Source organism: Pseudomonas sp. Arb-4-2C (assembly GCF_055755015.1).
In genome coordinates, this window is the sequence record NZ_CM146899.1 from 5,085,558 (window position 1) to 5,097,948 (window position 12,391).

General features: G+C 62.3%; 15 protein-coding genes. 3 read left to right on the forward strand and 12 right to left on the reverse strand.

Annotated elements, in window-relative coordinates; genetic code table 11:
• The first annotated feature begins 63 nt into the window (after positions 1-63).
• Entirely contained in the window at positions 64-1,947 is a 1,884-nt protein-coding gene (locus AC0J41_RS23070) for a TonB-dependent receptor domain-containing protein (RefSeq protein ID WP_473013698.1), read from the forward strand.
• Between the two features lie 229 nt (positions 1,948-2,176).
• On the opposite strand, the gene AC0J41_RS23075 is transcribed toward AC0J41_RS23070, so the two are convergent.
• The 12 genes from AC0J41_RS23075 to nrdR form a co-directional block, all read right to left on the reverse strand.
• Complete coding sequence (locus AC0J41_RS23075; RefSeq protein ID WP_473013699.1) at positions 2,177-2,977, reverse strand: cobalamin-binding protein; 801 nt, start codon at positions 2,975-2,977, stop codon at positions 2,177-2,179.
• Positions 2,977-3,396 (reverse strand): MFS transporter, encoded by a 420-nt coding sequence (locus AC0J41_RS23080; RefSeq protein WP_473013700.1) that lies wholly within the window; start codon positions 3,394-3,396, stop codon positions 2,977-2,979. The genes AC0J41_RS23075 and AC0J41_RS23080 overlap by 1 nt, the downstream gene beginning before the upstream one ends.
• Entirely contained in the window at positions 3,393-4,010 is a 618-nt protein-coding gene (ribA, locus tag AC0J41_RS23085) for a GTP cyclohydrolase II (protein WP_007968177.1), read from the reverse strand. The genes AC0J41_RS23080 and ribA overlap by 4 nt, the downstream gene beginning before the upstream one ends.
• Positions 4,011-4,264: 254 nt before the next feature.
• Positions 4,265-5,002, reverse strand: coding sequence for an ABC transporter substrate-binding protein (locus AC0J41_RS23090; protein ID WP_473013701.1), 738 nt, complete (start codon positions 5,000-5,002; stop codon positions 4,265-4,267).
• Positions 5,003-5,036: 34 nt separating this feature from the next.
• Positions 5,037-5,540 carry a phosphatidylglycerophosphatase A family protein gene (locus tag AC0J41_RS23095; protein ID WP_003228639.1) on the reverse strand — a complete coding sequence of 168 codons (504 nt, stop codon included), beginning with the start codon at positions 5,538-5,540 and terminating at the stop codon, positions 5,037-5,039.
• Positions 5,537-6,502 (reverse strand): thiamine-phosphate kinase, encoded by a 966-nt coding sequence (gene thiL, locus AC0J41_RS23100; protein WP_473013702.1) that lies wholly within the window; start codon positions 6,500-6,502, stop codon positions 5,537-5,539. The genes AC0J41_RS23095 and thiL overlap by 4 nt, the downstream gene beginning before the upstream one ends.
• Positions 6,503-6,520: 18 nt before the next feature.
• Complete coding sequence (nusB, locus tag AC0J41_RS23105) at positions 6,521-7,021, reverse strand: transcription antitermination factor NusB (RefSeq protein ID WP_025109537.1); 501 nt, start codon at positions 7,019-7,021, stop codon at positions 6,521-6,523.
• Complete coding sequence (gene ribH, locus AC0J41_RS23110) at positions 7,018-7,494, reverse strand: 6,7-dimethyl-8-ribityllumazine synthase (RefSeq protein ID WP_003228649.1); 477 nt, start codon at positions 7,492-7,494, stop codon at positions 7,018-7,020. The genes nusB and ribH overlap by 4 nt, the downstream gene beginning before the upstream one ends.
• A gap of 91 nt (positions 7,495-7,585) precedes the next feature.
• On the reverse strand, positions 7,586-8,677 hold the full coding sequence (ribBA, locus tag AC0J41_RS23115; protein ID WP_025109536.1) for a bifunctional 3,4-dihydroxy-2-butanone-4-phosphate synthase/GTP cyclohydrolase II: 1,092 nt from the start codon (positions 8,675-8,677) through the stop codon (positions 7,586-7,588).
• A gap of 31 nt (positions 8,678-8,708) precedes the next feature.
• Complete coding sequence (locus tag AC0J41_RS23120) at positions 8,709-9,371, reverse strand: riboflavin synthase (protein ID WP_473013703.1); 663 nt, start codon at positions 9,369-9,371, stop codon at positions 8,709-8,711.
• 47 nt (positions 9,372-9,418) lie between these two features.
• Positions 9,419-10,552, reverse strand: a complete 1,134-nt coding sequence (gene ribD / locus AC0J41_RS23125; protein WP_473013704.1) for a bifunctional diaminohydroxyphosphoribosylaminopyrimidine deaminase/5-amino-6-(5-phosphoribosylamino)uracil reductase RibD — start codon at positions 10,550-10,552, stop codon at positions 9,419-9,421.
• A complete protein-coding gene (nrdR, locus tag AC0J41_RS23130; RefSeq protein ID WP_007910946.1) occupies positions 10,549-11,013 on the reverse strand; it encodes a transcriptional regulator NrdR in 465 nt (154 codons plus the stop codon). The genes ribD and nrdR overlap by 4 nt, the downstream gene beginning before the upstream one ends.
• Positions 11,014-11,141: 128 nt before the next feature.
• Here nrdR and AC0J41_RS23135 point away from each other — a divergent pair, with 128 nt between their 5' ends.
• The gene (locus AC0J41_RS23135) at positions 11,142-11,606 is read left to right on the forward strand and encodes a YbaY family lipoprotein (RefSeq protein WP_025109533.1); all 465 of its coding nucleotides are present in this window, start codon (positions 11,142-11,144) and stop codon (positions 11,604-11,606) included.
• Positions 11,603-12,259 (forward strand): class I SAM-dependent methyltransferase, encoded by a 657-nt coding sequence (locus tag AC0J41_RS23140; RefSeq protein WP_025109532.1) that lies wholly within the window; start codon positions 11,603-11,605, stop codon positions 12,257-12,259. Before AC0J41_RS23135 ends, AC0J41_RS23140 begins: the two co-directional genes overlap by 4 nt.
• Positions 12,260-12,391 lie beyond the last annotated feature (132 nt).

Below are 12,391 nucleotides of genomic sequence, written 5' to 3' on the forward strand. Positions count from 1 at the left end.
TTCGCGAGCAAGCCCGCTCCCACATTTGATTTGTGTACATCAGAAATACCCAATGGATCACCGATGAACCTCTCGCGCCTCGCCCTGCCCTTGCTCCTGCTGCCAGCCACCAGCGCCCTCGCCGACACCTTCGAACGCGACGAAGCCCTGAAGCTGCCGGACACGCTGATCAGCGCCAACCGCCAGGTTGAAGCGCGCAACGACAGCAGCGCTGCCAACACCGTGTTCACCCGCGAAGACATCGATCGCCTGCAGCCGAGCAGCGTTACCGACCTGCTGCAACGGGTGCCGGGCGTGCAAGTGGCGCAGACCGGCGGACGCGGCAGTCTGCCGGGAATCTACATTCGCGGCACGCAGTCGGCGCAGAGCCTGGTGCTGGTCGATGGGCAGCGCATTGGCAGTTCGACCTCCGGCGACAGCAACCTGCAGCACCTGAACATCGATCAGATCGAGCGCGTCGAAGTGCTGCGCGGTTCGCGCTCGGTGATTTACGGCAGCGATGCGATTGGCGGGGTGATTCAGATCTTCACCCGGCGCGGCAACGGCCAAGGCCTGCAGCCGCGCCTGCACGTCGGTTTCGGCAGCCATCAGACCTGGGAGCGCAGCCTCGGCCTGTCAGGGGGCGATGACAAAACCCGCTTCAACCTTGGCGCCAGCCTCGATGACACCGCCGGTCTCAATCGCACTCACGAGTCCTACCCCAGCGACAGCGATCATGACGCCTACCGCAACAAATCCATCAGCCTGAGCCTCAGCCATGCGCTGACCGATGACATTGAAGTCGGCGCCAATCTGCTGGATAACCGTGGCAAGAGCGAGTTCGACAATCCGTTCGGCCGCTTCGACACGAGCACCTTCGAATCGGTGCAGCAGCAGCCCTACAGCGATTTCAACGTCAGCAGTGTCAGCAGCTACGTCGATGCGCGGGTCAACGAAACCTGGAAAACCCGCGTCGAGTTCGGCCACACCGAGAACCGCGAGAAGACCCTCGACAAGCTCAGCGACGAGCGCACGGTGTTCAATACCTACCGCGACTCGCTGACCTGGCAGAACGACCTGGCCCTGGATGCGCGCAACAGCCTGATCCTTGGCGGCGACTGGTACGAAGACCGGATCAACAGCAGCACCGCGTTCAACGAGGACAGCCGCTGGAACCGCGCCGTCTTCATCCAGCATCGCTATCAGGCCGACAGCTTCTCGACTGAACTGGGCCTGCGTCACGATGACAACCAGCAGTTCGGCAGCCAGAACACCTGGAGCGGCACCTTTACCCTGCCGCTGAACCCGGACAACGACCTGTTGCTCAGCTACAGCGAAGGTTTCCGTGCACCGACCTTCAACGACCTGTACTACCCGGACTTCAGCAACCCTGGCCTGAAACCGGAAACCTCGAAAAGCTACGAGCTGCAATGGCGCAGCCAATTGAGCGATAGCAGCCGTCTGGAAGCGTCGATTTACCGTACTGACCTGCAAGACGCGATCATCTTCGGCAGCAACTCACGCCCGGAGAACGTTGCCTCGGCGCGGATCAATGGTTTTGAAGCGGCGCTGAAACAGGAACTGTTTGGCTGGCAGAGCAACCTCGGCGTGACGATCATCGACCCGCGCGATCGCGATACCGGGCACACCCTGGCGCGTCGTGCACGGCGTACCGCGAGTTGGGATCTGGATCGCCAGTTCGACCGGTTGGGACTGGGCGCCAGTTGGCAACTGGTCAGCGGCAGCTACGACGACCTGAACAACACCCAGTCGCTGGGTGGCTACGGCACAATCGGGTTGCGCAGCAGCTGGGCGCTGAACCGTGAGATCAAACTGGATCTGAAGCTGGATAACCTGCTGGACAAGGGCTACAGCCGCGCGTTGTACAGCTATGACGGCAGCCAATATGGCTATCGCGAGGAAGGTCGGGCGTGGGTGTTTGGGGTGACCTGGACACCGGAGCTCTGATCCAGAATTCACGCTGCTTTGACTGGCCTCTTCGCGAGCAAGCCCGCTCCCACAGTAGATCGGCGCTTGCCCTGAAACTCTGGCAAAACACAGATCCCATGTGGGAGCGGGCTTGCTCGCGAACAATTCACCTCGGTCTCCCACAGTAGATCGGGGCCTGTCCTCAAACTCTGGCAAAGCACAGATCCCATGTGGGAGCGGGCTTGCTCGCGAACAATTCACCACGGTCTCAGCGGTCTGGCGCGATCGAATGGCAGAGCTTGGCGGTGGCCTCGATCATCTGCCCGCTCGGCCGCTCCAGGCCTTTGTCGCTGACCAACAGCAACTGCCCATGCGCTACCGCAGCCACCTGCGGCCAGGCCTTCCATGCATCAAGTTGGGCCTGATCAGTGGCCAGAATCACCTCGGGATTGCGCTGCAACACCGCCTCGATACTGACCTGCGGTGCCGGTAAGCTCAGGTCCGCGAATACATTGCGCGCGCCGCACACCTCAAGCGCATCGCTGATGATCTGCCCGCCGCCAATGGTGTACAACGGCTTGTCCCAGACTTGATAGAACACTTTCAGCGGCGTATCCCGGTGGTAGCGCTGACGCAAATCGTCGAGTTTTCTGCGCAGCTCCGACGCCAGTGTCACCCCATGCTCAGGTCGCCCCAGTCGAGCGGCAATGGCCTCGATCTGCGCCGACAGCTGTTCAAGATCATGCGGTTCGGCGACGTAAGTCGCAATGTTCAGGCGCTTGAGTTGATCGCGTTGCGCCGGGCCGACACTGCCGGGCCACAGCAGCAATAAATCAGGTTTGAGACTGAGCAGGCGCTCAATGTCCAACTGGCCGTAGCGCCCCACTGACGGTAGATCCTTGAGCGCAACAGGACGCTCACCAGCGTCGAGCACGCCGACCAGCAAATCAGCCGAATCCAGTTCAACAACGATTTCAGAGAGAGAGGGCGCGAGGCTGACCACCCGCAGGCTCGCCAGCACCGGGCCGGCACAGGCCAGCAGCAGAACCGCCAGCCACAGACGACGCATCAGCCGAGTTGACGCGGGATGCGATAGAGGTAGAACAGCACGGCAGTGGACAACGCCAGCAGCATCAATGGTACCGCTTCGAGGCCGACGAACACCGCCAACGCGCCGATCCACGCCGGCAGCGCTGCCGCCAGAAACGCGGTGCGGCGGCGTGCCGCGAGGGCAATCCAGGCCGCCGGTTCGCCAGGCGTATCGAGGGCTTTCTGGGTGGCGATCAATGCATGTTTGTAGCCACCGAAAAACTTCAGGCTGACAAACATCGAGGCCACACCGGCGATGAACATCGGCATGGTCAGCACCGGCAGCAACGCCTCATATTGGCCGAACAGTGCATTGAGCACGAACAACGGCACCAGCGCCAGCGCCAGATATTTCCACCAGTCGATCGCCAGACGGCGTCGCACCTGCCCGCGGGTCACGCCCGGTCTACCTCGCCCTGGTGCTCGTTACCCATCATGTGGTCGAGCTTGCTGGCCTTGGTCGCCAGGTACAGTTTGTTGTGCGGGTTGTGGCCGGTGTGCAGCGGCACGCGCTCGGCGACGACGATGTTCATGTCGGTCAGGGCTTTGACCTTGCGCGGGTTGTTGGTCATCAGGCGCAAGGACTTCACGCCCAGATGCTCAAGCATCGGCAGGCACATGGCGTAGTCGCGCTGGTCGGCGGCAAAGCCCAGACGCTCGTTGGCTTCAACGGTGTCGGCACCGCCATCCTGCAACTCGTAGGCGCGGATCTTGTTCAACAGACCGATACCACGCCCTTCCTGGCGCAGGTACAGCAGCACACCCCGGCCTTCACGGGCGATGGCCTTGAGCGCCGCTTCGAGTTGCGAGCCGCAGTCGCAGCGCTGGCTGAAGAGGGCGTCACCGGTCAGGCACTCGGAGTGCAACCGGCCGAGGACCGGGGCACCGTCGTCAATTTCACCCAGGCTCAGCACGACGTGCTCGCGGCCGGTGGCTTCATCGAGAAAACCGTGCATGGTGAATTGCGCAAAAGGCGTTGGCAGCTTGGAAGCGGCGACAAAAACGACAGGCACCGGTGTGCTCCTGATCTAAAAAGTCTGAAGATTCGCAGGCCGGCATTGTAACAGCAGGTGCCTGCAGACGCTTAGGCTGAATTATCGGGCATAACGATCAAAAAGTTTGATAACACCCGGCCAGTGCAGATCCCCGTGGGAGCGAGCCTGCTCGCGAAGGCGTCGGCAGATTCAATCTCTGTGTTGCCTGACCCAGCGCTTTCGCGAGCAGGCGCGCTCTCACAGGGGGGCAGTGCTGGACACAAGACCTGCGCTCAGTTCGCGTCGAACGGATACGGCTGCTGCCACTTCTCGAACACCGGTTTCAGTTCGCCGCTCTTCACCAACTGCTCCATGCGCTTGTCGAACAGCGCCATCAACGTGCGAGCCTGCGGCGTGTCGGCGAAGCACAGGTACAACGGCAACTCGGCGATGTGGGTCTTGCGAAACTGCGTCGGATCCTTGGCCCGGCCGACCACGTAATCGATTTCGGTCTGCGCATCGATGTAATAGTCGGCGCGGTTGTGGGTGAGCATCGACAGGATCCCGGTACGCCGGATGACCTCATTGTAGTTGCGCACATTGGGCAGGTATTTCTGATAGTCATAACCACGAACCCAGGCCAGCCGATAGCTGCCGAGGGTGTCCTGGCTCGGCGGCGGATTGCTCGCCAGGCCCAGGGCGTAGATGTGATCGGTATCAAAATTCCAGCGCGGATACAGCAGATCACTGGCCTCGTCATGATAGGAGCCGACGCAGGCGTCGACTTCACCGCGCTCGGCCAGACCGACCGAGCGGGTATACGGTTCGCTGCGAATGTCGAGCTTCACCCCGGCCGGTTCGAACACCTTGCGCAGCACGTCCCAGCCCAGGCCATGACCGTCGGCGGCGGTGTAATCTTCCCATTCTTCACTGGCCAGGTGGATGACCGCAGGCGTCGGCGCAGCTTCCTGCGCACTGGCAACAGTGCCCAGCAAGATCAGAAACACCAGCGCCAGCCAGCGTCGAGCCATCCCTACTCTCCTCACTTAACCCTGACGATCCGGATCAGGCGAAAATCCACACCAGTCCCTGCATTGCCAGCCAGGCGAACACGCCGGCCAGCACGTCATCGAGCATGATGCCGACGCCACCGTGGACATGCCGGTCGATCCAGCGGATCGGCCATGGCTTGAGAATGTCGAAGAAACGGAACATCAGGAAACCGGCAAGCAACCAGTACCAGCCTTCCGGCACCAGCCACAGGGTGATCCACATCCCGACCATCTCGTCCCAGACGATACCTTCGTGGTCGTGTACCCGCAGATCGTCGGCGACCTTGCCGCACAGCCAGAAGCCGAACAGCATGGTGATCCCGAGCATCAGCCAGTAACCCCAGTCGGGCAGCATCTGCCACAACGGGATAAAGGGTAGCGCAACTAACGAGCCCCACGTGCCCGGCGCTTTCGGCAAGGTGCCGGAACCGAAGCCGAACGCGAGAAAATGCCAGGGATTGCGCCAGACCGACGGCGGAACGAATTCGGCCGGAACCTGTTTCGGGTGATCTGTCACGGTGTCTCCTGAAAATGTTGATAACCCCGGATTTGCGGGGTGATGTCGTGTCCTTCGCGATCCAGCAGCACCACACCCTGGCCCTGCGCCACCCGCCCGATCACATGAATCGGCCAGCCATCGGCCAGCAACGCCGACAACTCGACGGACGGCAGGGTGAAGGCCAGTACGTAGTCATCGCCGCCGCTCAACGCCGCCCGTTCCGCGCCGCGCTGACCAAGAAACGCCACTAAGGCGTTCGACAACGGGACGCGCTCACGTTCAACCTCAAGCCGCACTTGCGAGGCCAGGGCGATATGCCCGCAGTCGGCGAGCAGGCCATCGGAGATGTCGAGGGCTGAAGTGGCCTTGCCGCGCAACGCCTGACCGAGCGCCAGTTGTGGCTGCGGTGACCAGTAATGACTGAGCAGCGGCTCGGCTATCTCAGCATCCGCTTCACGCTGACCGAGTACCAGTGGCAAGGCACCAGCGGCATTGCCCAACTCACCGCCGACACACAGCAGATCCCCCGGTTGCGCACCGCTGCGGGTCAAGGCCTGGCCGGACGGAACGCGACCGAACACCGTGACCGTCAGGCTCAACGGCCCACGCGTGGTGTCGCCGCCGACCAGTGCCACGCCGCAGCTCTGCGCCATGCGGTTCAAACCGCGGGCATAGGCTTGCAGCCAATCGGCAGTCACCGTCGGTACAGTCAGGGCAAGGGTAAAGGCAACGGGCGTGGCGCCCATGGCGGCCAGATCGCTGACCGCGACGGCCAGCGAGCGCTGACCGAGCAGAAACGGATCGCAGGGATCGGCGAAATGCACGCCGGCCACCAGCGTATCGGTGGAAATCGCCAGCTGTTCCCCGGGGGGAACCGCCAGCAAGGCGCAGTCGTCACCGATCCCCAGTGCAACGCCCTCGCCGCCCTGCGCACAAGGCGCGGCGGCGAAGAAGTTGCGGATCAGCTCAAACTCGCCCATTGCGATATCAAGCGCTGATCAGCGCTTGAACGCCTTGACTTCAGCTTCACGCAGGCGCGGAGCCAGCTTGTCGAGTACGCCGTTGACGAACTTGTGGCCGTCGGTCGAACCGAAGACTTTCGCCAGCTCGATACCTTCGTTGATCACAACGCGATACGGCACGTCGACGCGCTTGAGCAGCTCCCAGGTGGACAGGCGCAGAACCGCCAGTTCAACCGGGTCCAGCTCTTCGATTTCGATGTCCAGGCAAGGCTTGAGCGCGGTGTCGATTTCGCTCTTGAACTGCGGAACCCCGTGCAGGATTTCGCGAAAGTAAGCGCCATCGACATCGGTGAAATCGTTATCGACCCGGAACTGCGCTTCGATCTCGTTCAGCGACTGCTTGGCCATGTGCCATTGATACAGGGCCTGCGTCGCGAGCTGACGGGCTTCGCGGCGCTTGACGCTCTTCGATGGCTTGCCGGCGGCCGCAGGTTTTGGATCGCGCGGGTTGAAACGATCGCTATCGTCGCTAATCACTTGGCCTCCAACTGCGCCAGCAGGCTGACCATTTCCAGAGCGGACAGGGCAGCTTCAGCACCTTTGTTGCCGGCCTTGGTGCCGGAACGTTCGATGGCTTGCTCGATGGAATCAACGGTCAGGACGCCGAAAGCGACCGGTACGCCGAACTCCATGGACACCTGGGCCAGGCCCTTGGTGCACTCGCCTGCCACGTATTCGAAGTGCGGAGTGCCACCACGAATGACCGCGCCGAGGGCGATGATGGCTGCGAACTCGCCTTTCTGGGCGACTTTCTGCGCAACCAGCGGGATTTCGAAGGCGCCAGGTGCGCGGATGATGGTGATGTCGCTTTCGCTCACGCCGTGGCGAACCAGGGCATCCACTGCACCGCTGACCAGGCTTTCAACTACGAAGCTGTTGAAGCGGCCCACTACCAGAGCGTAGCGGCCTTTAGGGGCGATGAAGGTACCTTCGATGGTCTTCAGGGTCATTCGTCAGATCTCTTAAAGAGCCGGGACGCGTCTGTTTCGCGTCCCTCAGTGATTTATTTGCCGCGAATTCGGGGCCGGAAACAACCGGTCATTATTCGGAGGGCACGTATTCTACAACTTCCAGATCGAAACCGGATATCGCATTAAATTTCATCGGTGCCGACATCAGGCGCATTTTGCGCACACCGAGGTCACGCAGGATCTGCGAACCGGCACCGACGATGCTGTAGGTGGTCGGTTTTTTCACCGCCGCCTGATCACCGGTTTCGCGGATGTGCGCCAGCAACACGTCACCGTCCAGCGGGTGACCGAGCAACAGCACCACGCCGCTGCCGGCCTCGGCGACCGCGGCCATCGCGGCGCGCAGGCTCCAGCGGCCCGGTTGCTTGACCATCAGCAGGTCGCGCAGCGGGTCCATGTTGTGCACGCGAACCAGGGTCGGCTCTTCGGCGCAAACGGTGCCCAGAGTGAGGGCCATGTGCACGTCGCCTTCCACCGAATCACGATAGGTCACCAGGTTGAATTGGCCCAGTTCGCTGTCCAGTGGCTGCTCGGCAATCCGCTGAACGGTACGTTCGTGGATCATCCGGTAGTGAATCAGGTCGGCGATGGTGCCGATCTTGATGTTGTGCTCGGCGGCGAAGGCTTCCAGTTCAGCGCGACGGGACATGGTGCCGTCGTCGTTCATCACTTCGCAGATTACGCCGCTCGGCTCGAAACCGGCCATGCGCGCCAGGTCGCAAGCCGCTTCGGTATGACCGGCACGGGCCAGGGTGCCACCGGCCTGGGCCATCAGCGGGAAGATGTGGCCCGGGCTGACGATGTCTTCAGCTTTCGCGTCTTTCGCGGCAGCCGCTTGCACGGTGCGCGCGCGGTCAGCGGCGGAGATACCGGTGGTCACGCCTTCGGCGGCTTCGATCGACACGGTGAACTTGGTGCCGAAACCGGAACCGTTGCGCGGCGCCATCAGCGGCAGCTTCAACAGTTCGCAGCGCTCGCGGCTCATCGGCATGCAGATCAGGCCACGAGCGTGCTTGGCCATGAAGTTGATGTGCTCGGCCTTGCAGCATTCGGCGGCCATGATCAGGTCGCCTTCGTTCTCGCGGTCTTCGTCATCCATGAGGATGACCATCTTGCCTTGGCGGATGTCTTCAACCAGTTCTTCGATGCTATTGAGCGCCACAAGGCACCCCCCTTCTTTCGAATTTAGAGCTTCAGGATTTGAGGTAGCCGTTTTGGGCCAGAAAACTTTCAGTGATGCCACCGGACGTTGGCTCTGCAGCCTTGTCGCCCAACAGCAGGCGCTCCAGATAACGCGCCAGCAAGTCGACTTCCAGGTTCACCCGGCGACCTGGCTTGTAGGACGCCATGATGGTTTCGCTCAAGGTGTGCGGAATGATCGTCAGCATGAATTCGGCGCCATCGACCGCGTTCACGGTGAGGCTGGTGCCGTCGACAGTAATCGAGCCTTTATGGGCGATGTACTTGGCCAGCTCCTTCGGCGCGCGAATGCGAAATTCCACGGCGCGGGCGTTGTCGCTGCGAGAGACGATTTCGCCGACACCGTCGACGTGACCGCTGACCAGGTGCCCGCCGAGACGGGTGGTCGGGGTCAGGGCTTTTTCCAGATTGACCGGGCTGCCGCTTTTCAGGTCATTCATGGCAGTGCAGTCGAGGGTTTCACGACTGACATCGGCGGCGAAGCCGTCGCCCGGCAGCTCAACCGCCGTCAGGCACACGCCGTTGACCGCGATGCTGTCGCCGAGTTTGACGTCGCTCAGGTCGAGCTTGCCGGTTGCGACGTGCACCCGTACATCACCGCCCTTGGGGGTCAGTGCGCGGATACTGCCGATGGATTCGATGATGCCGGTAAACATGGGGTTCTCCTTGAGAACGAAGCCAGCGCTAAGGCGATGGCCGGGAATTATACGCTCGCCGAAAGCACCGGCGTCGCAGTGACTCGCCAGTCATCGCCAACCGCGCGGATTTCAGTGATTTTCAGCTCGGGAGCGTCTTTCATATAGGCCAGCGGCCAGTCCAGCAGCGGACGCGCCGTGGAACCGAGGAACTTGCCGGCGATGAAGATCACGAATTCGTCGACCAGACCAAGCTGGGCAAACGCACCAGCCAGTCGCGGGCCGGCCTCGACCAGCACTTCGTTGACGCCACGGCTGGCCAGTTCGATGAGCAATTGATGCAGATCGACCTGACCGTCGTCACCCGGCACGATCAGGCATTCCGGGCCGTTGGCATATTGTTCCTCGACCGCCATGCAGGTGGCGACCAATGCCGGGCCGGCCTTGAAGAACGGCGCATCCAGCGGCACCCGCAGACGCCCGTCGATCAGCACTCGCAGCGGCGGGCGACTCATGGCCAAAGCGGTTTTTTCGGCATCCAGACCCAGTTCGTCGGCGCGTACGGTCAGGCGAGCACCGTCAGCCAGTACGGTGTCGGCGCCGGTCAGCACCACGCTGGCCTGAGCGCGCAAACGCTGCACGGCGGAACGCGCGGCCGGGCCGGTGATCCACTGGCTCTCGCCGCTTTCCATCGCTGTGCGACCGTCCAGGCTCATGGCCAGTTTGACCCGCACAAACGGCAAGCCGTGTTCCATGCGCTTCAGAAAACCTTGATTGAGCTGGCGCGCTTCAGCTTCGAGCACCCCGCTTTCAGTGGCGATGCCGGCATCAGCCAGACGCTGCAAGCCACGCCCGGCAACTTGCGGGTTCGGATCACGCATCGCCGCGACCACCCGGCCGACACCGGCATTGACCAACGCATCGGCACACGGCGGCGTGCGGCCATGGTGGCTGCACGGCTCAAGGGTGACGTAAGCCGTCGCGCCCCGGGCCAGTTCACCGGCAGCGCGCAGGGCGTGGACTTCGGCGTGGGGTTCGCCGGCGCGCTCGTGGAAGCCTTCGCCGACAATCTGCCCGTCGCGCACAACCACGCAGCCAACCCGAGGATTGGGGTGCGTGGTGTAGTGGCCCTTGCGCGCCAGTTCCAGCGCGCGCGCCATGAAGTGAGCGTCGAGGATGGCCTGCTCGGTGGCGCTGGTCATTCTTTCACCGGCTCGCGGGCAAGGCGGTCGATCTCTTCGCGGAATTCGTTGAGGTCCTGAAAGCGCTTGTACACCGACGCGAAACGGATATAGGCCACTTCATCGAGCTTTTGCAGCTCGGCCATCACCAGTTCGCCGACCACGAGGGACTTGACCTCGCGCTCGCCAGTGGCGCGCAGCTTGTGCTTGATGTGGACCAGAGAGGATTCGAGGCGCTCGACGCTCACCGGACGCTTCTCCAGGGCGCGTTGCATGCCCGCGCGGAGTTTTTCTTCGTCGAACGGTTGGCGGCTGCCGTCGGTTTTGATCAGGCGCGGCAACACCAGTTCGGCCGTCTCGAACGTCGTGAAACGTTCGCCGCAGGCCAGGCATTCACGCCGGCGGCGCACCTGTTCGCCCTCGGCGACCAGACGCGAGTCGATGACCTTGGTGTCGTTGGCACCGCAGAAGGGACAGTGCATGGTGGCTGGCAACAAAAAAAGGGAGGGCCATGGTAGCGCATCCCGGTGGCAAGACAAGCCATAGGGTTTGCGGTATACAGACTGCCATGATCGTTTGATCCATGGATTTCATTTTGCTGGAGCTGCCAATGCCGCTACGACCGCTCGTTTTGCTCAGTCTTTTCGCCCTGCTGGTGGCCTGCGGCAGCGACAAGCCCAAGCCGCAGCCGCCGACACCAGGCCCTGCGCCGCAACAGGCGCAGAAAAAAGCCAAAGAGGCTGCCGATCTGGGTCCGCTGCCGGCCTATCAACGTGAACTGAGCGGCACTTTGCAAGGCGTGCCGGCCGGTGCCGAAGTCGAACTGGCGCTGCTGGTGATCGACGAGAAGTCGCGCCCGCAGCAATTGCTCGCCAGTTCCAGCCTGATCGGTAACAACCAGATCCTGCCGTTCCGCCTGCGTTTCAATCCGGAAGCCTTTCCAGCCGGCGCCAGGGTTGAGCTGCGCGGTCGGGCCACGCAGTCCGGCCAGTTGATCCTGCATCTGCCGTCGCAAACCATCACCCAGCCGACCACTCAGGCGCTGGGCCAACTGCAATTTGTCAAAGCACCATGACGGCACCGCTCGACCTGCAACAGGCGTTAGGTGAATTGCTCGGCGATGCCAGGCTCAAAGCCTGTGCATTGCCGGGCACTGACTTGCAGCTATGGCTGATCGACGGAGACAACATGCACCGCGAATTCAGCCCCGACGAAACCCGCCGTATTCTCCACGAGCCACCGTATTGGAGCTTCTGCTGGGCCAGTGGTCTGGCGGTGGCGCGTTATCTGGCGGCGTTTCCCGAGTGGGTACGCGGCAAGCGGGTACTGGATTTCGGCGCTGGCTCCGGGATTGCCGGGATTGCCGCCGTGAAGGCCGGCGCGCTGGAAGTGGTGGCGTGTGACCTCGATCCGCTGGCGATTGCTGCCTGCCGGGCCAACGCCGCACTCAATGATGTGCAAATGAGTTACTCGACGGATTTCTTCGCCGAGGCCGATCGTTTCGACCTGATCCTCGTGGCAGACGTGCTGTACGACCGCGAGAACCTGCCATTGCTCGATGCGTTTCTCAGCCGCGGGCGTGAGGCGCTGGTGGCGGATTCGCGGGTTCGCGATTTTCGCCATCCGTTGTACCGGCGCATCGAAATGCTCGAAGCCATGACCCTGCCGGATCTGGCCGAGCCGGAAGAATTCAGACATGTCAGCCTTTACCATGCGCGGCGTGACTAGAAGCTTCGCGAGCAGGCTCGCTCCCACAAGGGGTGGGTGAACGTCAGAGATCCAATGTGGGAGCTTGCTCGCGAAAGCGTCCTGCCAGGCGGCACCACGCTCAAACCTGCACCGCTTCCGGCCACACCCCGC